Origin of the sequence: Roseivirga thermotolerans (genome assembly GCF_014653175.1) — a bacterium.
GTDB classification, from domain to species: domain Bacteria; phylum Bacteroidota; class Bacteroidia; order Cytophagales; family Cyclobacteriaceae; genus Roseivirga; species Roseivirga thermotolerans.
Genome location: NZ_BNAG01000002.1, coordinates 228,009 through 251,835, shown reverse-complemented (window position 1 = coordinate 251,835; position 23,827 = coordinate 228,009). Strand labels below are relative to the sequence as shown.

Sequence of the window (23,827 nt, the reverse complement as noted above, 5' to 3'; positions counted from 1 at the left end):
CGATTTCTCCAAAAATTGGATTTTGTTCGCACAATTTTAAGCGAAAAGATAAAGGAATCGGCAAAATTCCAAAATCAGATTTTTACCGAACCCGATTATGGAAACAGATGCCGTTTTTTTCTGTACCCCGGCCATACAGCTGTTTGGGTCAAAGAAAGGGGCAGAAAACAGGTTTTGCGCTAAGAAAACTATAGATGAGAGGCTATCTGCTGGCGAATGTCTTCGAATTGCTGGGGAGACAACTTCAGCTTTGGCCGGCCAAAGTCAATATCGTGCATGCCGTGCAGAGGAATAAGGTGTATGTGTGCATGGGGAACCTCAAGGCCCACTACAGCCACCCCCACCCTTAGACAGGGGATAGCTTTTTCTATGGCTTTTGCCACCTGAAAAGTGAAGGCCTGAAGATTGAGGTAAGTATCTTCATCCAAATCGAACAGCTTGTCTATCTCTTTTTTAGGCACCACTAATGTATGTCCCTCATTGAGCGGGTTAATGTCTAAAAAAGCAATAGCATGATCGTTCTCTGCCACTATGTGACCCGGAATTTCTCTGTTAATGATTTTGGTGAAGATACTTGCCATTGTAAAAGCTTAGTCTAGCGTTATTTCCAGAATCTCAAATTCCAACTTTCCGGCCGGAGCGTTCACCTCTGCAATTTCACCTACTTTTTTATTGAGCAAGCCTTTACCTATTGGCGACTCATAAGAGATTTTACCCGACTTAAGATCGGCCTCTTTTTCAGAAACCAGGGTATATTTTACGGTCATTCCATTCTTTACGTTTTTAATTTTCACAGTCGAAAGAATGGACACTTTAGAAAGATCTACATCTTCCTGTTTTCTAATTCTGGCATTGCCAACCAGCGTTTCCAGTTCGGCAATTCTCATTTCCATCAGGCCCTGAGCATCTTTAGCGGCATCATACTCGGCATTCTCACTCAGGTCGCCTTTGTCGCGGGCCTCGGCAATTTGCCTTGCCATATCGGCCCTGCCTTTGGTTTTTAGTTCGTGAAGTTCATCTTTCAACTTCTGCAAACCTTCTTCGGTGTAATAACTTACACTTGACATATCTATAATATTTTAGTGTTCACACAAAAAAACAACGGTCTCAAACTGAAACCGCCTTAAACAAATAAAATCGCCCTTGAGCGATTGTATAGCTACAAAGTTAGCAAAAATAAGTTAAGTGGAAAGTTAGCGATTCCAGTCGATACGATAGTAACCGGCAATCTTACTCACCAAGACTTCATTGATTCGTTTGTAGGAGGCAAAGGTCCACCCGGCAACATGTGGCGATAGTACTACATTCTTTCGAGCGAACAAGTTCTCAAACCTTTGCTTTTCTTCGGAGGTCAGGGCTTCGAATTTTTCTTTTTCGAGCACATCGAGAGCGGCTCCTAATATTTTCCCTGAGTCGAGCAAAGACAACAAATCGGCTATGGGCACAATTTCGCCCCTGGCAGTATTGAGAAGATAAACGGGCTTTCGGAACGACTCAAAAAAGGTTTTATTCATCCACCCACGAGTTTCTTCTGTCAATGGCACATGCAGGCTCAGAATATCGGTTTTCTGGAAAAGCTTTTCCAGGCTCACTTCTTCTACCTTTTTGGTACCAAAACCCTTTTTAAATTTATCATACACTAATATGCGGCAGTCAAAAGCTCTTAATCGTTGCACAAAAGCTTGCCCCATATAGCCATAGCCAACAATTCCTACTGTTTTGTCGGAGAGCTCTACGCCTCTATTGCCTTCTCTGTCCCACACCCAATTTCTTACTTCCCGGTCGGCTGCATTGATTTTATTCAACAAATTGAGCAGCATGCCCATGGCATGTTCAGCCAGGGCATCACGATTACCTTCCGGAGCATTGAGTATTTCAATGTTACGAGCTTCTACATAAGCTACGTCAATTTTATCGAGGCCTGCACCCGCCCTGCCAATGAACTCGAGTTTGGTGGCCTTGTCTATAAATTCCTTATCTATGGTGGTTTTGCTTCTTACCAAAACTCCTTCAAACTGACCGATACAATCGAGGATTTCGCTTCGGCTAATTTTAGGTGCATAATGAGGTTCTATACCAATTTCTTCTAAGAGAGGCACAATGCTCTCGTGCATATCATCAATAATGAGACACTTTTTCTTCATGACTAGGGTAATAATAGATTGGCAATTGCCAGATAAACGATGATTCCGAGGATATCGTTGGTGGTGGTGATAAACGGCCCTGAAGCGAGTGCCGGGTTTACGCCTAGCTTATCGAGCACCAAAGGGGTTGTAGTACCCATAAAAGAAGCTAGCATTACCACGCAAACCAATGAAATGGCTACCACCGAACCGAGGGTCTGATCGTCTTTCCAAAGGAATACAATTAAGAAACTAATAAGGGCCAGTACTATGCCTGTGAGTATGGCTACCAAAAACATGCGGGCAATTCGCTTGGAGAAAGTGTCTTCAAAGGCCGATTTGTTGGCAAGGCTTTGCACAATGAGGGTCGATGATTGAATACCCACATTGCCACCGGTAGCCATAACCAACGGAATAAAGAATGCCAGGGCAGCGTTTTTTTCCAGGTCTCCTTCGAAAAAACCAATGGCCCAAGCCCCCAGAGTTCCCCCCAACAGACCTATGAGTAGCCAGGGCAGTCTTGCTTTAGAGATAGCCCAAATGGTATCGTCTTCCTCAATATCGCCCGAAATACCGGACATTAGCTGTCGCTCTTCTTCGGCCTGTTCGGTAATCACATCCACAATATCATCGATGGTTATTCGTCCAACCAATCTTCCTTGCAAATTGACTACCGGTACGGCATCCAAATCATACTTACGCATTATGGCTGCCACTTCTTCTTCATCCATGTAGGTTTCTACATGAATAATGTCGCTATCATAAATGTCTTTGATAAAGGTTTTGTCTTTTGAAAGAATGATTTTCTTCACCGACACCTTGCCTTGGAGTTTACCTTTATCATCTACCACATATACCGAGTAGATTTTCTCTACGTTTTCGGCCTGCCTGCGAATCTCATCAATGGTTTGAATGACTGTCCAGTTAATATTGGCCACAATCATTTCCTTGGCCATCAAACCACCGGCACAGTCTTCATCGTAGCGCATCAGTTCCTGAATGTAGGCAGCACTTTCAGGGTCATCTATAGCGGCAATTACTTCTTCTCTGGTTTTTACAGGCAAATCGTTGATGATGTCAACGGCATCATCAGACTCCATTTCTACGATATACTGGGCAATTTCATGGGGTTGGAGTTCTTCCAGAAATTCCTTTCGGGTGTCTTCTTCCAGCTCTTCAATTACCTCTGCTCCCACAGCATTGTTGAGCACATCGAGAACATAACGAGCTTCTTCAGACTCCACCTCATCGAGCAAGGCAGAGATATCGGCCGGATTCACTCCTTCCATGGTGTCGCGGATAAAGGCATCGTCTTTCCGCTCTATCGCCTGAAGCATCAGGTCTAGATATTCTTTGGAAAGCTCAAATGTCACTCGTTCTGACGACACGCTGTTATCTTGTTGGTTAGGTCCACAAATTGATTAACTGAAAGTGCTTCGGCCCGTAGGTCAAGGATTGGGTCGTTTGCCAACTCTGCCGGCAAATTTATAGCTTTTAATGCGTTGCGCAACGTTTTCCGTCTCATTTGAAAACCCGCCTTTACCACTCGTTTAAACAGGTCTTCATCGCAGTTTAAGTGCTCTGTCTGGTTCCTTTTCAATCGGATAACACCCGAATTGACCTTGGGTGGGGGGTTAAAAACTCCGGGCTTTACGGTGAACAAATACTCAATGTCGTAGTAGGCCTGAAGGAGCACACTCAAAATGCCATAAGTACGCGAACCTGGAGGCTCGGCAATTCGGTCGGCCACTTCCTTTTGAATCATGCAAACTACTTCAGGAACCTGGTTTCTCATTTCCAGTATTCTGAAAAATATTTGCGAAGAAATATTGTAAGGAAAGTTACCTATGATGGCCAGCGGTTCTCCGGTATGATCTAAAAAGTTGTACTTGAGAAAATCTCCGTCAATAATGTGTTGCTGAAGCTCCGGAAAATGCTCGTGTAAATAGGCAATGGACTCTTTGTCTATATCAATTACCCAGGTATTATGCTCGCCCTTTAATAAAAATTGGGTGAGCACCCCTGTACCGGGGCCTACTTCCAACACGCTTCGGTAATTTCCATGCCCTGTAAGGCCATTGGCTATGCGCTCTGCTATGGACAAATCTTTTAGAAAATGTTGCCCTAAATGTTTCTTTGGTCTTACGTCAGACATTGTCACAACTTATTTAAAAAAGCTTAATTTGCGCACAAAATTAGAACTTCGATTCAAACCCTAAGGAAAGAGCACCAAAACATGCATGAACCTAAGCGAGAAGAAAGAAAACTGCCCACACTTGGTATAACTATTGGCGATGTAAACGGTATTGGTCCTGAAGTGATTATCAAGTCGGCACTCGATGCCAGAATTTTCAATCAGGTAAATCTGGTAGTTTATGGGCATGGAAAGGTGCTTTCTCACTACAAAACCCTGCTAGACATTGAGAAGTTTGTGTTTAACCAAACCCAAAAGGCCGATCAGATTCGATACAACAAACTCAATGTAATTAACTGTGTAGAGGATATTGAAGTGACCCCGGGCGAAGAGACCAAAGAGGCGGGGGCTTTGGCACTGGCAGCCATACAGCAAGCCAGTCAGGATTTGAAAGAGGGAAAGATTGATGCCATAGTTACAGCACCAATCAACAAAAACAATATTCAGAGCGATTCTTTTCAGTTTCCCGGCCACACGGAATTCTTTACCGAAACTTTTGGAGCCGAAGAGAGCCTTATGTTTCTCTGTAGTGAGCAAATGCGAATTGGAGTAGCCACGGGCCATATTTCGGTAGCACAAATCAAAGAGAGACTTACTGCGGAAGTAATTGAGAAAAAAGCATCGCTTATGCTAAGGTCTCTGAAGAAAGATTTTGGCATTACCAAGCCCAAAGTGGCTGTTTTGGGGCTAAACCCGCATGCGGGAGAAGATGGCCTGCTGGGAACCGAGGAAAACGAAATTATACGCCCGGTGATTAATGCCTTCAAAGAAAAGGGCGAATTGGTATTTGGCCCCTACCCTGCCGATGGTTTCTTTGGCAATGCCAGCCAAACTAAGTTCGATGGTGTGTTGGCTATGTATCACGATCAGGGGCTTATTCCTTTTAAAACCCTTGCCTTTGAAGACGGGGTTAATTTTACGGCCGGACTGAGTATTGTGCGTACTTCTCCTGACCATGGAACAGCCTACAACATTGCCGGCAAAGGCCTGGCCAATGAGCAAAGTATGAGGGCGGCCATTTACATGGCCAGAGATATTTGGGTCAATCGAATGACACAACAGTCGTAAGAAAACCGTATTTTTATCGAATAATTTCAGACTTCTATCGATAGTAGCAACGTATAAGCCATTGACTCGTACCATTGACATAGTATCAACTATTTTGGCTAAAACCATCACCATACTGTTTTTGCTATTCTTTACAGGGTGCCTGGCAATGGATACGTACATTAAAGCATCGGACAATGCCGTAGAGTTGGCCTGTGAAATAACCGATGCGGAAGAAGAAACAGAAAACGAAAAAGAGGAAAACAAAGAAGGTCTTCACAAAGACGAGTTTCCGGGTTTTCAAACGCGTTATATTTTCTTTGCAACTACCAAAGTCAACTATTACACACAAAGCCAACCACTGGGTTCATCGGCCGTTAACAAGGTTCTGCTCCCCCCTCCTGAACGGACATTGGTTTAAAATTTCCACATTAAACACTATTTTAATTATCTGGTTGCCCACAGGGGCTACTCATTGAATTTTTCAATTTTTCTTAACTATGAATAAAGACCTTTTTAAACACATTAAATCAGACGCACCAGCCGGACTGGTAGTATTCCTGGTAGCAGTTCCACTGTGCCTGGGTATTGCCTTAGCCTCCGGAGCACCGCTTTTCTCAGGTATAATAGCCGGAATGGTGGGTGGTATTGTGGTTACTTCTTTTAGTGGCTCCAGTCTGGGGGTTTCGGGACCCGCAGCCGGTTTGGCCGTAATTGTACTCGTTGCTATCGAAGACCTTGGCTCATTTGAGACCTTTCTCGTGGCAGTGGTTATTGCGGGAGCCTTACAAGTTGTACTGGGCATAGTCAGGGCTGGTATTATCGGCTACTACTTCCCCACCTCTGTAATTAAGGGTATGCTCTCTGCCATTGGTATCATCATTTTCCTAAAGCAGATACCTCACGCCTTTGGTTATGATGCAGACCCTGAGGGTGAAATGGATTTTGTTCAGGCCGATGGGGAAAACACCTTCTCTGAGCTTTGGAACATGGTCGATTACATTAGCCCCGGAGCCATTATTATTGCATTCACCTCTCTTCTTCTTCTCATACTTTGGGAGCAGAAGTTCATGAAAAAAATCAAACTATTCCAGATTGTGCAGGGGCCATTGGTTGTAGTGGTTCTTGGCATTATCTTCGGTAAGCTATTTGCCGGTGGTGCTTATGAGATTACCTCAGAGCACATGGTGAACATTCCTGTATCTGAAGACTTCAATGGTTTTCTGGGTCAGTTTACCTTACCAGACTTCTCCACCATCACCAACCCGCAAGTGTGGGTTGTGGGTATAACCATAGCCATTGTGGCCAGTTTGGAAACACTGCTGTGTGTAGAAGCCACAGACAAACTAGATCCTCAAAAGAGAGTAACCCCTACCAATCAGGAACTTAGAGCTCAAGGTATTGGTAACATGGTTTCCGGCCTTATTGGCGGGCTGCCCGTTACACAGGTTATAGTAAGAAGTTCGGCCAACATCCAGTCGGGCGGTAAAACCAGACTTTCAGCCCTTATTCACGGGGTGCTCATACTTTTGGCAGCAATGGCCATTCCCAATATCATGAATATGATTCCGCTGGCCAGTCTTGCAGCTATTCTTTTGGTGGTGGGTTATAAACTAGCTAAACCTGCATTGTTCAAAGAGATGTATAAAAAAGGGTGGTTGCAGTTTATTCCATTCGTAGTTACTGTGTTTGCCATTGTATTTACCGACTTGCTCGTGGGTATAGGCATAGGTATGGCCGTAGCCGTATTCAATATTCTGCTCACCAACCTTAAGAATCCTTATGTACTCAAGTCTACCCATGACGCCACTGACGAGCACTATCAGATTGTGCTTTCAGAACAGGTAACTTTCCTGAATAAGGCCCAGATTTTACGCGAGCTGAACAAAGTGCCCGATGGGGCCGAGCTGTTTATAGATGCGAGTAAGACTGTGTTCATTGAGCACGATGTGCTGGAAATAATCAGCGACTTTAAAGAAAGTGCCAAATTCAAGAACATAAAACTCAAAATAAGTCCGTTAGATCATTTAGACCTCAACGGGTTCAATCAGTCATTGGGCCAATTGGTAGTTACCTCCGAAGAGGCCAAAATGCACGGTGAAAATGAATTAAAAGTAATTGACAGTATAAATCCTAAACTATAACAACGCATGTCTAATTCTATTAACCTACTCAAACAGGGAAATATCAAATGGGTAGAATCTGTAAAAGAGAAAGACCCCACATTTTTTGATGAACTGGCCAAAGGGCAAAGTCCTGAATTTTTATGGATTGGTTGTTCTGACTCACGTGTTCCTGCCACCCAGATTACAGACACCATGCCGGGGTCTATCTTTGTGCAGCGCAACATTGCCAACATGGTGGTTCACACCGACTCTAACCTCTTAAGTGTTGTTTACTATGCCGTAAAAGTTTTGAAAGTAAAACACATTGTGGTTTGCGGACATTACGGATGCGGAGGTGTAAAAGCCGCCATGAGTAACCAAAAGTTCGGATTTTTAGACAACTGGCTACTGCATATTAAAGATGCCTACAGAGCCAACGCCAAAGAGTTAGACGCGATTGAAAATGAGGACGATCGATTCAACCGTTTTGTTGAACTCAACGTGAAAGAGCAGGTACAAAACCTGGCTAAAGTATCTTTCTTGCAAGAAGAATGGGATCAGGGAGAATTCCCTTACATTCATGGTTGGGTTTATAGCCTCAAAGATGGTCTCATTAAAGACCTTGGCTATACCATTAACTCTAACCAGGGGCTGCAAGAAGTGTATAAATATTCAGGTGAATAACACTTAGTTGAATTGCCCGGAAAGCAATAGGTGAAACAATTGTCTTCATAAGGCCAAAAGAGCCTTATCGCTCTTTGTCTGATCTCATACTTAATAATTGATAGCGATTGAGTCTAATACTTCACCTATTCCGGGCAATCAACTTTTTATACCCCTAAGTCAACACACCATAGGCTTTGGCCAACAATTCTATTTTTTCTCTTGCATTTTGGTAAAACTTCGTTTCAAGAAGCTTTTACTATTACAGATGAATTCCATACCTTTGCACTCCTGAATTTTAAATGGTGATTCATGAAAGCCGCAAAAAGATTTGATATTCATATCTATAAGCTTTCAAATGGTATTCATGACTACACCTTTGAAATTGGGAATGAGTTCTTTGACATGTTCGATGGTGATTTGCTAAGTGAAGGAAAACTTGCTGCGGCAGTTACACTTAACAAATCAGATAGTATGATTCAGGTCAACTATAAAATAGATGGAACCGTAGTACTAAGCTGCGACCGAAGCCTGGACCTTTTCGATTTTCCGGTAAATACAGAACACAACATTATTTACAAGTACGGAGACGAAGAAAAGGAGCTCTCTGAAGATGTATTTGTCATAGACAAAAACACTCAGGTACTCAATGTGGCTAATATTCTGTTTGAATTCATAGGGTTACAAATACCTATGAAGAAACTTCACCCCAGGTATGAGGATGAAGAAATGGACACGGAGGAAGGTCAGATGGTTTACAGTTCGGCATTGGAAAAAGACATTGAACAAGAAGAAGACACTACCGACCCACGATGGGCGGCTTTAAAGAATTTGAAAAAATAAGAATAGCGAAAGCATTAAATAGAATAAGAAATGGCGCATCCTAAACGTAAAACCTCCAGAACCAGAAGGGACAAAGGTAGAACTCATAAAAAACTACACGCCAAAAACCTGGTAGTTTGTCCTACAACTGGCGAAATGCACATGCCTCACAGAGCATTCTGGCATGAAGGCAAACTTTACTACAAAGGTAAAGTAGTAATGGAAAAAGAGGTATTGGCCTAAGTCAGTCCTGAAAAGATACTTGCTCCTGGATTGTTTTATTCAGGAGCATTTTCATTTATAGGGGCCGGGTGGCTTATGTCCATTTTCTGTTGTGATTCTGAAACCTTTCCCCTTATATTGGCAGACGTTTATGACTCAAATCTGCATGTCCAACCAAATTTAACTGCATGACTCAGCTCAGAGCTCAGATTACCGGAGTCCAGGGGTATGTACCGGAGTACATCCTCACCAACAAAGAGTTGGAGACTATGGTAGACACCACCGATGAGTGGATTACCACTCGCACCGGAATCAAAGAGAGAAGAATATTAAAAGGTGAAGATCAGGGCACCTCGGTTATTGGTATTAAAGCCGTAGAAGGACTTTTAGCCAAAACCAATACCACTCCCGATGAAATAGATCTAATTATTTGTGCTACCACCACGCCAGATATGGTGTTTCCGGCTACGGCCAACCTTATTGGTGACGCCATAGGAGCTAAAAATGCATTCGGTTTCGACCTGCAAGCTGCTTGTTCGGGGTTTTTATATGCCCTCACTACAGGAGCGCAGTATATTGAAACAGGAAAATACAAAAAAGTAGTGGTGGTGGGAGCCGACAAAATGTCTTCTATCATTAACTATGAAGACAGGACCACCTGCATTATTTTCGGAGATGGTGGCGGAGCAATAATGCTGGAACCTACCACCGAAAGTGTTGGAGTAATGGACTCCATTTTAAGATCGGATGGCTCTGGCGCACCTTTTCTTCATATGAAAGCCGGGGGTAGCCGAAGACCTGCCTCGGCCGAGACACTAGCCAATAAAGAGCATTATGTGTATCAGGAAGGCTCATCGGTGTTTAAGTTTGCTGTAACCAACATGGCCGATGTAGCTGCAGAAATTATGGAGAAAAACCAATTGGTAGCAGAAGATATTTCGTTCTTAGTACCACACCAGGCCAACAAACGTATTATAGATGCAACGGCCAAGCGCATGGGTGTGGGAGAAGAAAAAGTAATGCTCAACATTCAGAAATACGGTAATACCACCAGCGGAACAATTCCTCTATGTCTTTGGGACTATGAGTCTCAATTGAAAAAGGGCGACAACCTTGTGTTGGCAGCCTTTGGAGGCGGATTTACCTGGGGGGCTATCTGGATAAAGTGGGCTTATGATCCAAAAGTGTAACAGACTAATTTCGTATTAATACATGGCTACTACTGCAGACATTAAGAATGGTCTTTGTATTGTAATGAACAATGACCTTTGGATGGTAATAGAGTTTCAGCATGTGAAACCCGGCAAAGGACCTGCCTTTGTAAGAACCCGTCTTAAAAACATTAAATCAGGTAAGGTGGTAGACAATACGTTCTCTGCCGGCCACAAAATTGAGACTGCCCGTGTAGAAAAAAGAACCCATCAGTTTTTATTTAAAGATGAGTTCGGTTTTCACTTTATGAACAGCAGTACCTTTGAACAGGTTATGATTCCTGAAGACATGATTGAATCATCGGACCTAATTAAAGACGGACAAGAAGTAGATATTCTGTTCCATGCAGAAACAGAGCAGCCGCTCACTTGCGAATTACCTGCCTATGTGGAGCTGGAAGTAACCTACACAGAGCCTGGTTTAAAGGGCGATACGGCAACAAATGCCAGTAAACCTGCTACTTTAGAAACCGGAGCCGAAATTCAAGTGCCATTATTCATTAACTTAGGCGATAAAATTAAAGTTGATACAAGAACCCGCTCGTATGGTGAGCGTGTAAAATAAACCTTAACTCGTTATGAACCCGAAAGAAATTAAGAACATGATCGACTTCATTGCCAAATCTGGTTTGGCTGAAGTGAATATTGAAACGGAAGAATTCAAAATTAAGGTAAAAAGAGATACCGAAGCTCATGTAGTTTCAGCTCCAGCTGCGGCTCCTGCCCCCGCTCCGGTAGCTGCTGCTCCGGCTCAGGCCGCTGCTCCGGCTCCTGCCGAAGCCACCCCGGCAAAACCGGCAGAAGACACTAAAAAATATGTAGAAATAAAGTCGCCAATGATAGGTACCTTCTACAGATCGCCTAAGCCCGAAGACCCTGCATTTGTAAATGTAGGAGATACAGTATCGGCCGGTGATAAGGTGTGTATTGTAGAAGCCATGAAGCTCTTTAATGAGATTGAGTCTGAGGTTTCAGGAACTATTGTGAAAGTTTTGGTCGAAAATGCCTCTCCGGTAGAATACGACCAACCGTTGTTCTTGGTAGACCCTGCCTAAGAATACGTTCTATTCATTAGTTTCATCCAAAAAGAACCAACCGTGTTTAAGAAAATATTAATAGCAAACAGAGGAGAAATAGCCCTCAGGGTTATTCGTACCTGTAAAGAAATGGGCATTAAAACTGTGGCCGTTTACTCTACTGCCGACAAAGACAGTTTGCACGTTCGATTTGCTGATGAGGCCGTGAACATTGGCCCCGCCCCTTCCAATCAGTCGTATCTTAAAATACCTCATATTATTTCTGCAGCAGAAATAACCAATGCCGATGCCATACACCCCGGCTATGGGTTTCTTTCTGAAAATGCAGAGTTTTCAAGAGTATGCGCAGAATACGGCATCAAGTTTATTGGAGCCAGCCCCGACATGATCGACAAAATGGGCGATAAAGCCACGGCCAAAGCAACCATGAAAGCAGCCGGAGTACCTACCATACCCGGCTCTGACGGCCTATTGAGCTCTGTGGAAGAAGGAATAAAGCTTTCGAACGAAATGGGCTATCCCGTTATACTTAAAGCAACTGCCGGAGGCGGTGGCCGAGGTATGCGGATTGTTAAGTCCGACAAAGAATTCCAAAAGGCCTGGGACGATGCCAAGATGGAATCGGCTGCAGCCTTTGGCAATGATGGCCTATACCTGGAAAAGTTTGTTGAGGAGCCCCGCCACGTAGAAATTCAGGTAGTAGGCGACAGCACAGGTAGAGCTTGCCACCTCTCTGAAAGAGATTGTTCCATTCAAAGAAGGCATCAAAAACTCGTTGAAGAGACTCCATCTCCGGCCATTACTCAGGAGATTAGAGATAAAATGGGAGCTGCAGCTATTAAAGCTGCGGAAGCCATTGGGTATGAAGGAGCAGGAACTATTGAGTTTCTGCTCGACAAACACGGTGATTTCTACTTCATGGAGATGAACACCCGTATTCAGGTAGAGCACCCAATTACCGAAGAAGTAACCGACTTTGACCTGATAAAAGAACAAATCAAAGTAGCCGCAGGCATTCCTATATCCGGTAAAAACTATTATCCGAAGCTCTATGCTATGGAATGTAGAATCAATGCCGAAGATCCTGCACATGGCTTCAGACCTTCTCCCGGAAAAATAACCAACCTCCACCTTCCTGGTGGTCACGGTGTGCGAGTAGATAGTCACGTTTACGCAGGTTATTCCATTCCGCCCAACTACGATTCAATGATTGCCAAGCTTATTGTAAGTGGCCAATCAAGAGAAGAAGTAATTGTGAGAATGAAGCGTGCTTTGGAGGAGTTTGTAATTGAAGGAATTAAAACCACAATTCCTTTCCATATTAAGCTAATGGAAGACGAAGGTTTTAAATCCGGAAACTTCACCACCAAATACTTAGAGACTTTCGATTTCTCGAAATTATAAGACAAAAAGAATCTTTTATTCTTATACTTACGCCAGTCTATACAGACTGGCGTTTTTTATGAAAGACCTCTTCAACCAAAGGCAAAGGATTTATCTGTACATAATCCTGACACTACTATCCATTGGATTTACCACCCAACAAGCTGCCGATTACCGCATCTATATAGCTGCCGGCAGGGTAATGATTGACCAGAGGGCTAACCCTTATGCTGATGCGGACATGGTAGAAACAGAGCCTGATGGAATAGTGACTCCACATGCTCAGTATAGATATGCACCAATTTTCGGAATTGCACTTTATCCTATCTCGTTACTCCCAAAGCAGTTTTATATCTTCCTATGGTTATTTTTCAATGCCTTTCTGGTAGTGAAAACGCTGGTTCTTTTCAAAGACTTCTTCCCCAAATTGCTAGATGATACAAAGGCATTTTTTGTGGTTTCCGGAATCGCGCTCTTCCTCTGTATCCGTTTGATTGGGCAAAATTTTGAGCTGGGTCAAACCACCATCATCCTGGTATTCCTTTCATTTTATTCGCTGTACTTATCAAAGAAAAACAAAGACATTCTGGCCGGGTTAATGCTCGGTTTGGCTATTATAACCAAGATAATGCCGCTTGTACTCATTGCCTATTTTGTATTCAGGGGCAACCTTAAAACTCCGGTGTACACAGTGTTATGGGTCGTGATTCTGGTTTTACTCCCTGCCCTGTTTGTAGGTTGGGAGTACAACAATTTCCTCATTAAAGAGTGGTATGGCATTATCAACCCAATGAATAGTGAATATACGTTGGAGACTAAAACCGGTATCTATAACCTTTCGGCCTTTATCTACGCCTACTTAACAGAAATGCCTGACGATAGAATTTCAGGCAGCAGGAACATTATGTCTATTTCTTATGAATTAGCCGGAACCATTACCAATGTTGTCCGCGTGCTATTAGTTCTTCTCACTCTGCATTTTACCAAGTGGACTCCTTTCAAAAGACTAACCGACTGGAAGCAGCTTTTCTGGGAGTTCGGATACATCAGTTTTGCTTTTCCACTTATATTCCCTGCACAGAATAAATACTCTTTCTATTATATTTTTCCAGTTCTGTTTTACCTCAGTATATACCTTTACTATACAAAAGAGGAAAAAGGCTCGTTTTGGAAGACTAAGAAGAGTATACTCATCCCAATTATTATCTACTTTGTCTTGACCAACCTCACATCGTCCAATATAATTGGTAAGGCTTTGTATGATCAGACACAATTCTATAAGGTCATGACATTTGGTATAGTTGCACTACTAATAGCCTATATTCAGGTTAAACCTTCGATGTTAGACTACAAATCAACTGAAGATTAAAATGAGTAAGCCAGAAGTCAGTATAGTAATTCCACTCTATAATGAAGAAGATGTTTTCACAGAACTGATCGAGAGGCTGACAAAGCTTATTGACTCCTTCCACAAAAAGATTGAGGTAATACTTGTGGATGACGGAAGCACAGACTCTACAGCTCTGTTAATAAGGGAACTGGCACTGAAAGACGAGCGATTTCAATCGATCATTCTATCCAGAAACTTTGGACACCAGATAGCACTTTCTGCCGGATTAAGACAAATTTCAGCCACCGAAGCGGTCTTTATTATTGATGCGGACCTTCAAGATCCACCGGAGCTACTACAGCAGTTTTATAAGCTTTATGAAGAAGGCTATGATGTGGTTTACGCCATCAGAAAAAACCGAAAAGAGGGAGTTCTGAAGAAGCTGGCCTATGCTACTTTTTATCGTATAATGGATAAAATTTCCTTTGTGCACATTCCTTTGGATGCCGGAGACTTTTCTCTGATTAGCGCCAGAATGGCGAAGTTATTGAATGAAATGCCGGAAGAGAGCCGATACCTGAGGGGTATGCGAAGCTGGCTTGGCTTTAAGCAAATTGGAGTAGAGTATGACCGGGCGAAAAGAATCTCTGGCGAATCGAAATACTCCTTGAAGAAGCTCTTGCAACTGGCATTTAATGGGATATTTAACTTCAGTGAGTTTCCTATTAAACTCATAACAAACTTAGGTTTGCTCACCATTCTATCTTCTCTGGGCTACCTGTTCTATGTACTGGCCAAAAAGCTAATTTATGGAAACGTGCCGGAAGGTTTTACGGGCTTATTGTTTGTGTTGGTACTGTTTGGAGGCATTCAAATGCTTTCTTTAGGACTGATAGGCGAATATGTACTTAGAATTTTCTTCCAGATAAAGCAACGGCCTCTGTTTGTGATTCGGGAAAAAATAAAGAATAAAAAAGTAGAAGAATAACCCTGGCAATAGATGCAAAAAGCCTACGAGGAAAAATACCACGACATAGAGACGGATCATTTTTGGTTCAAAGCAAGACGAGAATTCATCCTGAAACTTTTCAAGGAAACTGATCGAAATTCTTCAATTCTCGACATTGGATGTTCTTCCGGAATCTTACTCAAAGAGTTGGCATTGAATGGCTTTAATCCGGATCATCTTTATGGCTTGGATATTAGCCCTGAGGCTATCAGCAACTGCAAAAGCAATGGCTTAAAAAATGCCTTTGTTATGGATGGGCACTCTCCTGATTTCGATCAACAGTTCGATATCATTGTTGCTTCAGACAACCTTGAACATTTGAAAGACGACAAACTGGCACTTAAAAACTGGTTTAATACTTTGAAGCCAGGTGGACGGCTTTATGTTTTTGTTCCGGCCTATATGTTTCTTTGGAGTCAGCATGATGAAGTGAACATGCATTACAGGCGATATACAAAGAAAGAATTAAGCCGTAAATTATCTGAAGCAGGTTTCCGAATTGAAAGAACAAGCTATTGGAATGTAACCCTTTTCTTCCCTCTTTATTTGAAAAGAAAGTTGAATAACCTAACTAAGTCCAAGGCTGAAAACATTCATGGTGATATTGAGCGTATTCCGACAGGTAATGGACTCTTGTTAGCTCTATTGAGTCTTGAAAACAAATTGCTTAAATCCTTTAATGCTCCCTTTGGAGTGAGTACTTTCTGTGTGGCCTATAAGCCACGCCACTAAGCACCCTCAATTTCTTTACAAAGCTCATTATACCAAGCTTCGCCATATTTTCTAATCAGGGCGTCTTTGAGAAACTTATAAACAGGCACCCCCAGCTTCTCACCCAAAGTACAGGCCGCAGAACAGATACTCCATCGATCATAATTAAGAGCTTCGTAGTGATCGTATTTGGTAATCCTAATCGGGTATAGCTCGCAGGATATTGGCTTTTTAAAGGTGGTTTTACCGTCTCGATAAGCTTGCTCAATGCCGCATTTCAAAATGCCCTTTTCATCATAAATGGCAAAAGCACATTCTCTTCCACCAATAGTTGTTGTTGAATAGTCCCCCTCAAAATCCTTGATATAAAGCCCTTCTTTCTCCAGGGCTTCTATCCCCTCTTTAGACAAGTAGGGTTTAACTGCCTCATAAGCATCTTCCAGTTCCTTCAACTCAGATTCTTCTAATGGAGCCCCCAAGTCTCCTTCCACACAGCAAGCCCCTTTGCACTTCTCGAGGTCACACACGAAGAACTGCTCTTTGATGTCGTCACTTATTACGGCATTGTCGACTAAAATCATGATCTTTGGAAACTTTTTTAAAACCTGTTCAGGCTCGAAAGTAAGAGAAATACAGGTTTATATATTAAATCAAATGCAATTTAGCTTAAAAATAAAGACCCTTTACCGTTTCTGGGAATTCAGATTGCGTGCAGAAAAAGAGTCAATAAAGTATTTATTGGCTCAAGACTTAAAAGGCACCACTGCCATAGATGTTGGTGCTAATAAAGGGGTTTATACCTATTGGATGTCCAAAGCGGTAGGTAAAAACGGCAAAGTAATCTCATTTGAGCCACAGCCTGAACTAGGTGCTTTTCTTAAAGAAATCAAAAGCTCATTCAGTCTCAATAACATTGAGATTGTCAACAAAGGGCTCTCATCGAAAGCTTCACAGATGAACCTTTATAGAAGAAAAATTGGTGACGGAGGCGCAACGATTGAGTCTGAGAACAATAAACTTTTCGATCCCACTGGAAAGGAAAAGATTTCTGTAGAAGTAACAGCACTAGACTCCTTTCTTAAAGACAAGAATGTTAGCCGGCTATCATTTATTAAATGTGATGTAGAAGGGCATGAACTAGAGGTTTTTAAAGGAGGATCAGAAACCCTAAAGAAGTATAAGCCCACTTTGCTCTTCGAATGCCATCATGAAGAGGTTCTTCAGGGAGATGTGTTCAGGTTTCTGGAAAATATGGGTTACAAGGGCTTTTTCTTTAGTGGAGAGCAGAGAGTAGATGCTCATGATTTTGACACTATTCCATATCCGAAATCAGATAATCACAGAAACTACATCTTCATCAACAACTGATCACTTGGTTTAAGCAATAATGGGAAAGGCTGTTAAAATATCCGGAGTCATTATCACCTTCAACGAAGAAAGGAATATCGAGCGGTGCATTAACTCACTAAAGCCCGTGTGTGATGAAATAGTTGTAGTTGACTCATTTTCAACAGATCGCACCAAAGAGATAGCGCAGGGTCTAGGTGCAATATTTATAGAGAACAAGTGGAATGGTTTTCTGGATCAGAAAAATTTTGCCCAGAGCAAGGCCTCTCATGACTATGTGCTTCAACTAGATGCCGATGAAGAGTTGTCAGACAAGCTGCAGTCTGAGGTATTAAGGGTGAAGAATGATTGGAAGCATGATGGTTATTTCTTTAACCGCTATACCAATTTCTGTGGCAAATGGATCAATCATTCAGGGTGGTACCCGGATGCTAAATTGAGACTATACGATAGACGAAAAGGACTATGGAGTGGCTTGGATCCTCACCCGAGAGTGAAAATGGACGAGGATGCATCTATTGGCAAGATTAAGGGCGATATACTTCACTACTCATTTACTTCTTATGAAGACTTGGTAAATGTATCTGCCTCTTATGCCAAGCAAGCTGCCATGGCCATGAAGCAGATGGGCAAAAGAACCAGTAACTTCAAAATGATTGTGAGCCCCCCTGTTAGGTTTCTGAATGACTACTTCATAAAAGGAGGCTTTAAAGATGGCTTCGAAGGATTTATTATTTGTAAAACTTCTGCCTATTATACTTTTCTTAAATACATGTACCTAAAACTTTTAAATCAGGGGAAATCGATCTAATGAACAGCATCTGGTCTTATATTTCTCTTCAAGCTAACCATCGAAAGCAAGTGATTTTTTTAATGGTATTCGTATCATTAATCTATCTCTTCAACTTTCATGTCAATGATATCTGGACTCCCAATGAAAGCTTTTATGCTGAATCTGTCCGGGAAATGTTTGAGAGCGGAAACTTTCTGGAGATTTTCTATAACTATGAGCCACGATACAATAAACCACCCCTTACCTACTGGCTCATCGCTTTATCGTCCGCCATATTCGGACTGACTGAATTTGCCATCAGACTTCCCATCGTTCTATTAGCAATCGGCAGCATTTGGTACACCTACAAAATTGGAAGGCTCCTTTATGGTGACAAGGGAGGCGTATATTCTTTAGTGATGATGGCCTTTAGTGTTCAGCTATTGGCGGTAAAACAGTATGCCTCTCCAGAAACACCATTAACTTTTTTCTTTACCCTTACCATGTATGGCTTTCTTAAGGGCTACATATCCAGAAAGAACAAATACCTGTGGTTGTCATACATAGCCCTTGGGCTTACAGTGCTCACCAAAGGATTCCCTTACATTATAGTGATTGGAGGGATAATCGGTTTATATACATTGATCACCAATTCATTCGATTGGAAAGAGATTTGGCGCGATGTGAAGTTTCTGAAACTCCCCATAGGCATTCCACTTGTAGTACTCATTGGCCTCAGTTGGGTAATTTTCATGTACCTGAAAGATGGGCAAGACTTCTGGGAAGTTTACTACCGCGAAACTTTCGGAAGGGCATTATCCAGAACACCCAATGGCTCTCCTTTCTTCTATTTGGAAGTGATCTCATGGAGTATCCTGCCCTATTCTCTGGTATTCTTCTATGCCTGTTTTTGGTGGTTATTGAATAGAAAGGATTGGCAAAGAATAGCTTTTCCGCTCTGTTGGGTGGTGGTAATGTTTGTGATTTTCACCATTGCTAAGGGTAAAATACCAACCTACATGATACAGGCACACCCAGGGCTATTGCTCATGACGGTGCCATTGCTTCTAGATTTCAATCCGAAAAATCTTTTGGCTCAAGGTATCTGGAGCTTGATGTTTCTGATACCAACCGCGCTCATTCTTGTGGCCCATGTTTTAATTATTGAAAAACTGAACCTCCATGTGGCGAATTATTTGGCTCCAGGTGTAGGGTTGGGCCTGCTTGTTGTTTTTCACTTTAAGAAAAAGGAAAAAAACAACCACCTTCTTTTAGCAGCACCATTCTGGATCATTTCGCTCTTTCTCATCTCTTTTGCCACTTTATTGCCTAAACTGGAGCAGTTTAGGCCTTATGATGAGATTGGTAAAATCATTGAGCAAAATGATATAGCCTCTGAAACACCTATTTTTATTGAAGGCACACTTATTCACAACATTCCCTTTTATGCGAAACGATTTGCTGAGAGGGATGCTACCATTGAGCAGATTAATCAAAACCCAAGAGAAACCTTAGCTCTTGTCAGAGAAGAAAACGCTGGTCAACTTAAGGATTTTAAGGTGCTCTGGTCAGGCCTAATCTATGATTTCCCAAGTGAATCTCAGTTTGCCAAGTTTATCATGGCTTGTATTGAGGCTGAAAATGGAGACTATTCAAAATTTGCTAATTTTCAACTCGTCTATCGACCCTAAACACCATGTCCAAAAAATTTTCTAAGGCGGAATTCCTTTATCGTGCATACAAATACCGATTCGTTGATGATAAGGCCGAGCTAGCTTATTTATTGAAAAACATCAAGCCTGGAGACTTTGTGCTCGACATCGGTGCTCATAAAGGAGGTTATCTTCATTGGATTCGAAAAGCTACAGGCCCTAAAGGCAAAGTAATTGCCTTTGAGCCTCAACCCATTTTACATGAGTACCTAACCAAAAGCATTAGATCATTCGAATTTTCAAATGTAGAGCTACATCATGCCGGTGTTTCTTCAAAGGCTGGTTCGCTCGAGCTTTTCGTACCCAAAGCAGAAGGTTTAACCTCACCAGGAGCAACTTTTGAAAAGAGAGCCGAGCAGGAAGGACATACTATCAAGGTTCCAGTTTTTAAGATTGATGAACTGCTGACTAATAGAACACAACCTGTTTCCTTCATTAAAATAGATGTAGAGGGTCATGAATTAGAAGTTTTTAAAGGTGCTGAAGACTTACTTCGAAAAGACAAACCAAAGCTACTATTTGAGTGCGAAAACCGTCACCTGAATAGTCAGACAGTCTTTGATGTATTTGACTTCCTCACAAATCTCGGTTATAAAGGAAGTTTCTACAAGAATGGTAAACTAAGGCCCTTGGTAGAGTTTGATCCTGAAAGAGATCAAGCAACGGACGAGAAAAAAGAGATTCTAAACAAGAAGGCTTATTGTAATAACTTCATATTTGAACCAGTGCCCCACCTATGAGCATCAGGAGAAAAATTAAGGACTTTGCCAACAATGCCTATGAGCCTTTAAAAACTAAGCTCAAGCTTTATTACAGACCCAAACAGTATGTTAGAAAATGGGGAGCAGATGGCCTTGAACTCTATAAAGACTTTTTCGATAGTAGCCGCCAGGGAGAAGAAACATCGTTTTCTCTAGCAGGATATCCGCATAAGCTTTACCTGCGCAGAGGCACTTCAGATGAGCCTACCTTAAGGCAGGTGTTTATGAATATTCGCTATGAAATGGATTTAGGTTTTAGTCCTAAAACCATTCTAGATGGTGGAGCAAACGTAGGCTATGCCTCGGTGTTCTTCGCCCATAAATACCCAGATGCTGAAGTCTTGTCTATTGAACCTGATAACTCAAATTTTGAGCAGGTAAAGAAAAACACCGCCCATTACCCCAATGTCACTCCCATACAGACCGCCATTTGGGGTAATTCGTCTTTCTTGAAAATCATCAACCCGAAAACAGAGCATTGGGCCTTTGAAGTAGCAGAATGCGATGCCACCGATGCCGGAGCATTTAAAGCCGTCTCCATTGCCGATCTCATTGCCAAACAGGGTTGGGAAAGCATAGACATTCTTAAACTTGATATTGAAGGTGCAGAAATGAGTGTTTTTCAGGAGGGCTATGAAGAATGGCTGCCTAAAGTGAGGCTGCTCATCATAGAGCTTCACGAACGCATGAGACCGGGCTGTACAGAAGTTTTCGAAAAGGCTATTGCCAAATACCCTTTCGATAAGAGCATTAGTGGGGAGAACCTAGTTTACATCAATAGAAACTAAAAAGGCCTCCTTTTCAGGAAGCCTTTCTATTATTTTATCTGAATCAGATTAATATCTATAATGCTCCGGCTTGAATGGGCCTTCTACCGTAACACCAATATACTCTGCCTGATCTTGAGTAAGCGTATCGAGCTCTACTCCAATTTTTGCCAGATGCAATGCGGCTACTTTTTCATCCAAGTGCTTAGGCAACGTATAAACCGCGTTTTCGTAGGCTCCAGAATTAGTCCAAAGCTCTATTTGAGCAAGCGTTTGATTGGTGAAAGAGTTAGACATTACAAACGATGGGTGACCTGTAGCACATCCAAGGTTCACAAGTCTTCCTTCTGCCAACACTATGATGTCATTACCCTCGATATTGTATAAGTCCACCTGAGGTTTGATTTCAACTTTGGTACTGCCATAGTTCTTGTTCAACCAAGCCATATCAATCTCATTGTCGAAATGACCAATATTACAAACGATGGTTTTATCCCTCATGAGCTTGAAGTGCTCTCCTGTAATAATGTCTTTATTTCCTGTTGCTGTCACCACAATATCGGCTCTTTTCACAGCATCCACCATCTTCTTCACTTCGTAACCATCCATGGCAGCCTGAAGTGCACAAATTGGATCAATCTCTGTAACAATAACCCTCACACCTGCGCCTCTGAGAGATGCTGCAGAACCCTTTCCTACATCGCCATAGCCTGCCACAACGGCAACTTTACCGGCCAACATTACATCGGTAGCTCTTCTGATCGCATCTACCAGTGATTCCTTACAACCGTATTTATTATCGAATTTTGACTTGGTTACTGAATCGTTCACATTGATGGCAGGCATGGGGAGTGTACCCTTCTTCATACGCTCATACAATCTGTGAACACCCGTAGTGGTTTCTTCAGAAAGACCTTTAATTTCAGGCACCAACTCAGGGAAACGATCCAAAACCATGTTCGTTAAGTCTCCTCCATCGTCCAAAATCATATTCAATGGCTTACCTCCTTCAAAGGCAAAAAGTGTTTGCTCAATACACCAGTCAAACTCCTCTTCGTTCATACCCTTCCAGGCAAACACAGGAATGCCCGCTTTGGCAATGGCAGCCGCAGCATGATCTTGAGTAGAGAAAATATTGCATGACGACCAAGTGACTTCCGCTCCTAGTTCTACCAATGTCTCAATAAGCACAGCCGTCTGGATAGTCATGTGAAGACACCCTGCTATTCTTGCTCCTTTGAGTGGTTTGCTGGCTCCATATTCTTCTCTCAAAGCCATAAGCCCTGGCATTTCTGCCTCAGCCAATTGAATTTCTTTTCTACCCCATTCTGCCAGGTTAATATCCTTAACCTTGAATTTTACTCCTGTTTCTTGCATTGAATATTCTTTTTTCGAGGCGCAAAGGTAACACCTTAGCCTCTGCCGATCAATTGTTTATGTTAATTCCAGATAAATTCTATTGCTTTAAAGTCAAAATATTCGGTACCTCCTGAAGTTCTCATCTTCAACAGTCCGGCATCAGTCACATCTTCAATTATGCCATCGAACACTACTTCCGACCTGTATTTTCGCCTCTGCCTATAGCCAAGAAGGTGTTGCAGATACAGTTGCTTTATCTCCTCATATCTACCTGCCTTCAATTTCAAATAATATGCCTCCAAACATTCCAGAAGTCTCTCAAAAACCAACGAAAGGGCAAACTGATGACCTGCCACAGTGCTTAATGACACCGCACCTTCAAGACTCCACTTTTGTTGATTAACGTTGAGACCTATACCAACAACCGAGTTATCCAACACTTCCTTCTTCAAACTATTTTCTATGAGTATTCCACTCACTTTTTTACCATTCAGGTATACGTCATTTGGCCATTTCACTACCACAACAGCCCCAGGCAATAAACCGGCAATTGTATCTCTAACAGCCAGGGAGCTAATCATGTTAAGGTAGAATTGTTGGGCGAGCCTGAGAAAAGATGGTTTTAAAACTAGCGACAGCGTTAGGTTCTCACCGGGGTTTGTCAGCCACGCGTTACCCCGTTGCCCCTTCCCTTTGGTTTGTTCATCAGTAACTATTATTGCCCCTTCGGTTGTGGCAGTGTTTTGCAACAACTCACGAGCACTGTCATTGGTTGAATGACAGGATGGCATATAAAAGATCGCCTTACCGACAAATAAGGTATTAGCAGGAATTTTGTACAACAGTTTTCGTAGTTTTACGCGCAAAGAAATCAAAAATACTTCACTAACTCATTAATGAATTCGGAAGAACTGAGCAAGGTGGTTGTTAAGGGCATGGAGGAGAAAAAGGCCGAAGACATTGTCATCATGGACCTTCGTAAGGTTAAAGGGGCAATCTGCGACTTTTTCGTTATTTGTTCGGGCAACTCAGACACACAAATAGAAGCAATTGCTAAATCTGTTGAAGAAGAGGTAGAAAAAACCAAAGAAAGAGCCTGGAGAAAGGAAGGCTTCACCAATAGAGAATGGATTCTTATTGATTACGTGAACGTTGTAGCCCATGTATTCAGAAAAGATCGGAGGTCTTACTACGGCCTTGAAGAACTATGGGGAGATGCCGCGATCACTTCAGTGACCAACGCCAGCTAACC

27 protein-coding genes are annotated in these 23,827 nt (G+C 42.3%); 19 read left to right on the top strand and 8 right to left on the bottom strand.

What is annotated here, in order from left to right; translation table 11 throughout:
• Window positions 1-188: 188 nt before the first annotated feature.
• The 5 genes from IE164_RS07070 to rsmA form a co-directional block, all read right to left on the bottom strand.
• Complete coding sequence (locus tag IE164_RS07070; RefSeq protein ID WP_189629520.1) at window positions 189-581, bottom strand: HIT family protein; 393 nt, start codon at window positions 579-581, stop codon at window positions 189-191.
• Window positions 582-590: 9 nt separating this feature from the next.
• Window positions 591-1,067, bottom strand: a complete 477-nt coding sequence (greA, locus tag IE164_RS07065) for a transcription elongation factor GreA (protein WP_189629519.1) — start codon at window positions 1,065-1,067, stop codon at window positions 591-593.
• A gap of 126 nt (window positions 1,068-1,193) precedes the next feature.
• On the bottom strand, window positions 1,194-2,144 hold the full coding sequence (locus tag IE164_RS07060; RefSeq protein ID WP_189629518.1) for an NAD(P)-dependent oxidoreductase: 951 nt from the start codon (window positions 2,142-2,144) through the stop codon (window positions 1,194-1,196).
• 2 nt (window positions 2,145-2,146) lie between these two features.
• Complete coding sequence (mgtE, locus tag IE164_RS07055; protein WP_229838570.1) at window positions 2,147-3,511, bottom strand: magnesium transporter; 1,365 nt, start codon at window positions 3,509-3,511, stop codon at window positions 2,147-2,149.
• Window positions 3,493-4,278 carry a 16S rRNA (adenine(1518)-N(6)/adenine(1519)-N(6))-dimethyltransferase RsmA gene (gene rsmA, locus IE164_RS07050; protein ID WP_189629517.1) on the bottom strand — a complete coding sequence of 262 codons (786 nt, stop codon included), beginning with the start codon at window positions 4,276-4,278 and terminating at the stop codon, window positions 3,493-3,495. Before rsmA ends, mgtE begins: the two co-directional genes overlap by 19 nt.
• Window positions 4,279-4,359: 81 nt before the next feature.
• Between rsmA and pdxA the strand changes: the two genes are divergently transcribed.
• From pdxA to IE164_RS06985, 13 genes are all read left to right on the top strand, one after another.
• Window positions 4,360-5,385 carry a 4-hydroxythreonine-4-phosphate dehydrogenase PdxA gene (gene pdxA / locus IE164_RS07045; protein WP_189629516.1) on the top strand — a complete coding sequence of 342 codons (1,026 nt, stop codon included), beginning with the start codon at window positions 4,360-4,362 and terminating at the stop codon, window positions 5,383-5,385.
• 61 nt (window positions 5,386-5,446) lie between these two features.
• A complete protein-coding gene (locus IE164_RS07040) occupies window positions 5,447-5,785 on the top strand; it encodes a hypothetical protein (RefSeq protein ID WP_189629515.1) in 339 nt (112 codons plus the stop codon).
• 79 nt (window positions 5,786-5,864) lie between these two features.
• Window positions 5,865-7,508 (top strand): SulP family inorganic anion transporter, encoded by a 1,644-nt coding sequence (locus IE164_RS07035; RefSeq protein WP_189629514.1) that lies wholly within the window; start codon window positions 5,865-5,867, stop codon window positions 7,506-7,508.
• Between the two features lie 6 nt (window positions 7,509-7,514).
• Entirely contained in the window at window positions 7,515-8,153 is a 639-nt protein-coding gene (locus IE164_RS07030) for a carbonic anhydrase (protein WP_189629513.1), read from the top strand.
• Between the two features lie 291 nt (window positions 8,154-8,444).
• Window positions 8,445-8,975: a YceD family protein gene (locus IE164_RS07025; protein WP_189629512.1), complete on the top strand. Its 531-nt coding sequence runs from the start codon at window positions 8,445-8,447 to the stop codon at window positions 8,973-8,975.
• A 30-nt stretch (window positions 8,976-9,005) separates the two neighbouring features.
• On the top strand, window positions 9,006-9,197 hold the full coding sequence (gene rpmF / locus IE164_RS07020; protein ID WP_189629511.1) for a 50S ribosomal protein L32: 192 nt from the start codon (window positions 9,006-9,008) through the stop codon (window positions 9,195-9,197).
• Window positions 9,198-9,364: 167 nt separating this feature from the next.
• Window positions 9,365-10,366 (top strand): beta-ketoacyl-ACP synthase III, encoded by a 1,002-nt coding sequence (locus tag IE164_RS07015; RefSeq protein WP_189629510.1) that lies wholly within the window; start codon window positions 9,365-9,367, stop codon window positions 10,364-10,366.
• A 22-nt stretch (window positions 10,367-10,388) separates the two neighbouring features.
• Window positions 10,389-10,952, top strand: a complete 564-nt coding sequence (efp, locus tag IE164_RS07010) for an elongation factor P (protein WP_189629509.1) — start codon at window positions 10,389-10,391, stop codon at window positions 10,950-10,952.
• Between the two features lie 13 nt (window positions 10,953-10,965).
• Complete coding sequence (gene accB / locus IE164_RS07005) at window positions 10,966-11,442, top strand: acetyl-CoA carboxylase biotin carboxyl carrier protein (protein ID WP_189629508.1); 477 nt, start codon at window positions 10,966-10,968, stop codon at window positions 11,440-11,442.
• Between the two features lie 42 nt (window positions 11,443-11,484).
• The gene (gene accC / locus IE164_RS07000; RefSeq protein ID WP_189629507.1) at window positions 11,485-12,828 is read left to right on the top strand and encodes an acetyl-CoA carboxylase biotin carboxylase subunit; all 1,344 of its coding nucleotides are present in this window, start codon (window positions 11,485-11,487) and stop codon (window positions 12,826-12,828) included.
• Window positions 12,829-12,886: 58 nt separating this feature from the next.
• Window positions 12,887-14,176 carry a glycosyltransferase family 87 protein gene (locus IE164_RS06995; protein WP_189629506.1) on the top strand — a complete coding sequence of 430 codons (1,290 nt, stop codon included), beginning with the start codon at window positions 12,887-12,889 and terminating at the stop codon, window positions 14,174-14,176.
• 1 nt (window position 14,177) lies between these two features.
• The gene (locus IE164_RS06990) at window positions 14,178-15,125 is read left to right on the top strand and encodes a glycosyltransferase family 2 protein (RefSeq protein WP_189629505.1); all 948 of its coding nucleotides are present in this window, start codon (window positions 14,178-14,180) and stop codon (window positions 15,123-15,125) included.
• Between the two features lie 12 nt (window positions 15,126-15,137).
• Window positions 15,138-15,878 (top strand): class I SAM-dependent methyltransferase, encoded by a 741-nt coding sequence (locus tag IE164_RS06985; RefSeq protein ID WP_189629504.1) that lies wholly within the window; start codon window positions 15,138-15,140, stop codon window positions 15,876-15,878.
• Here IE164_RS06985 and IE164_RS06980 read toward each other — a convergent pair.
• Entirely contained in the window at window positions 15,875-16,438 is a 564-nt protein-coding gene (locus IE164_RS06980) for a DUF3109 family protein (protein ID WP_189629503.1), read from the bottom strand. The two genes, IE164_RS06985 and IE164_RS06980, sit on opposite strands and share 4 nt — an antisense overlap.
• Before the next feature lie 73 nt (window positions 16,439-16,511).
• Here IE164_RS06980 and IE164_RS06975 point away from each other — a divergent pair, with 73 nt between their 5' ends.
• From IE164_RS06975 to IE164_RS06955, 5 genes are all read left to right on the top strand, one after another.
• Window positions 16,512-17,225, top strand: coding sequence for an FkbM family methyltransferase (locus IE164_RS06975; RefSeq protein WP_189629502.1), 714 nt, complete (start codon window positions 16,512-16,514; stop codon window positions 17,223-17,225).
• A 19-nt stretch (window positions 17,226-17,244) separates the two neighbouring features.
• Window positions 17,245-18,015: a glycosyltransferase family 2 protein gene (locus IE164_RS06970; RefSeq protein ID WP_189629501.1), complete on the top strand. Its 771-nt coding sequence runs from the start codon at window positions 17,245-17,247 to the stop codon at window positions 18,013-18,015.
• Window positions 18,016-18,077: 62 nt separating this feature from the next.
• Window positions 18,078-19,667 (top strand): ArnT family glycosyltransferase, encoded by a 1,590-nt coding sequence (locus tag IE164_RS06965; protein WP_229838568.1) that lies wholly within the window; start codon window positions 18,078-18,080, stop codon window positions 19,665-19,667.
• A gap of 5 nt (window positions 19,668-19,672) precedes the next feature.
• A complete protein-coding gene (locus IE164_RS06960) occupies window positions 19,673-20,428 on the top strand; it encodes an FkbM family methyltransferase (protein ID WP_189629499.1) in 756 nt (251 codons plus the stop codon).
• Window positions 20,425-21,237 carry an FkbM family methyltransferase gene (locus tag IE164_RS06955; RefSeq protein WP_189629498.1) on the top strand — a complete coding sequence of 271 codons (813 nt, stop codon included), beginning with the start codon at window positions 20,425-20,427 and terminating at the stop codon, window positions 21,235-21,237. The genes IE164_RS06960 and IE164_RS06955 overlap by 4 nt, the downstream gene beginning before the upstream one ends.
• A gap of 48 nt (window positions 21,238-21,285) precedes the next feature.
• Here IE164_RS06955 and ahcY read toward each other — a convergent pair whose 3' ends face one another.
• Together ahcY and IE164_RS06945 are read right to left on the bottom strand one after the other, a co-directional pair.
• The gene (gene ahcY, locus IE164_RS06950; protein WP_189629497.1) at window positions 21,286-22,593 is read right to left on the bottom strand and encodes an adenosylhomocysteinase; all 1,308 of its coding nucleotides are present in this window, start codon (window positions 22,591-22,593) and stop codon (window positions 21,286-21,288) included.
• 62 nt (window positions 22,594-22,655) lie between these two features.
• Window positions 22,656-23,366 (bottom strand): biotin--[acetyl-CoA-carboxylase] ligase, encoded by a 711-nt coding sequence (locus IE164_RS06945; protein ID WP_189629496.1) that lies wholly within the window; start codon window positions 23,364-23,366, stop codon window positions 22,656-22,658.
• A gap of 105 nt (window positions 23,367-23,471) precedes the next feature.
• On the opposite strand from IE164_RS06945, the gene rsfS reads away from it, so the two are divergent.
• Window positions 23,472-23,825 carry a ribosome silencing factor gene (gene rsfS / locus IE164_RS06940; RefSeq protein ID WP_189629495.1) on the top strand — a complete coding sequence of 118 codons (354 nt, stop codon included), beginning with the start codon at window positions 23,472-23,474 and terminating at the stop codon, window positions 23,823-23,825.
• Window positions 23,826-23,827: the final 2 nt, after the last annotated feature.

Bases quoted from the DNA above. Each gene is read 5' to 3' on its own strand.
- IE164_RS07070 (WP_189629520.1), bottom strand. From the start codon at position 581: ATGGCAAGTATCTTCACCAAAATCATTAACAGAGAAATTCCGGGTCAC.
- greA (WP_189629519.1), bottom strand. From the start codon at position 1,067: ATGTCAAGTGTAAGTTATTACACCGAAGAAGGTTTGCAGAAGTTGAAA.
- IE164_RS07060 (WP_189629518.1), bottom strand. From the start codon at position 2,144: ATGAAGAAAAAGTGTCTCATTATTGATGATATGCACGAGAGCATTGTG.
- rsmA (WP_189629517.1), bottom strand. From the start codon at position 4,278: ATGTCTGACGTAAGACCAAAGAAACATTTAGGGCAACATTTTCTAAAA.
- pdxA (WP_189629516.1), top strand. From the start codon at position 4,360: ATGCATGAACCTAAGCGAGAAGAAAGAAAACTGCCCACACTTGGTATA.
- IE164_RS07035 (WP_189629514.1), top strand. From the start codon at position 5,865: ATGAATAAAGACCTTTTTAAACACATTAAATCAGACGCACCAGCCGGA.
- IE164_RS07030 (WP_189629513.1), top strand. From the start codon at position 7,515: ATGTCTAATTCTATTAACCTACTCAAACAGGGAAATATCAAATGGGTA.
- IE164_RS07025 (WP_189629512.1), top strand. From the start codon at position 8,445: ATGAAAGCCGCAAAAAGATTTGATATTCATATCTATAAGCTTTCAAAT.
- rpmF (WP_189629511.1), top strand. From the start codon at position 9,006: ATGGCGCATCCTAAACGTAAAACCTCCAGAACCAGAAGGGACAAAGGT.
- IE164_RS07015 (WP_189629510.1), top strand. From the start codon at position 9,365: ATGACTCAGCTCAGAGCTCAGATTACCGGAGTCCAGGGGTATGTACCG.
- efp (WP_189629509.1), top strand. From the start codon at position 10,389: ATGGCTACTACTGCAGACATTAAGAATGGTCTTTGTATTGTAATGAAC.
- accB (WP_189629508.1), top strand. From the start codon at position 10,966: ATGAACCCGAAAGAAATTAAGAACATGATCGACTTCATTGCCAAATCT.
- IE164_RS06995 (WP_189629506.1), top strand. From the start codon at position 12,887: ATGAAAGACCTCTTCAACCAAAGGCAAAGGATTTATCTGTACATAATC.
- IE164_RS06990 (WP_189629505.1), top strand. From the start codon at position 14,178: ATGAGTAAGCCAGAAGTCAGTATAGTAATTCCACTCTATAATGAAGAA.
- IE164_RS06985 (WP_189629504.1), top strand. From the start codon at position 15,138: ATGCAAAAAGCCTACGAGGAAAAATACCACGACATAGAGACGGATCAT.
- IE164_RS06980 (WP_189629503.1), bottom strand. From the start codon at position 16,438: ATGATTTTAGTCGACAATGCCGTAATAAGTGACGACATCAAAGAGCAG.
- IE164_RS06975 (WP_189629502.1), top strand. From the start codon at position 16,512: ATGCAATTTAGCTTAAAAATAAAGACCCTTTACCGTTTCTGGGAATTC.
- IE164_RS06970 (WP_189629501.1), top strand. From the start codon at position 17,245: ATGGGAAAGGCTGTTAAAATATCCGGAGTCATTATCACCTTCAACGAA.
- IE164_RS06965 (WP_229838568.1), top strand. From the start codon at position 18,078: ATGGTATTCGTATCATTAATCTATCTCTTCAACTTTCATGTCAATGAT.
- IE164_RS06960 (WP_189629499.1), top strand. From the start codon at position 19,673: ATGTCCAAAAAATTTTCTAAGGCGGAATTCCTTTATCGTGCATACAAA.
- IE164_RS06955 (WP_189629498.1), top strand. From the start codon at position 20,425: ATGAGCATCAGGAGAAAAATTAAGGACTTTGCCAACAATGCCTATGAG.
- ahcY (WP_189629497.1), bottom strand. From the start codon at position 22,593: ATGCAAGAAACAGGAGTAAAATTCAAGGTTAAGGATATTAACCTGGCA.
- IE164_RS06945 (WP_189629496.1), bottom strand. From the start codon at position 23,366: ATGCCATCCTGTCATTCAACCAATGACAGTGCTCGTGAGTTGTTGCAA.
- rsfS (WP_189629495.1), top strand. From the start codon at position 23,472: ATGAATTCGGAAGAACTGAGCAAGGTGGTTGTTAAGGGCATGGAGGAG.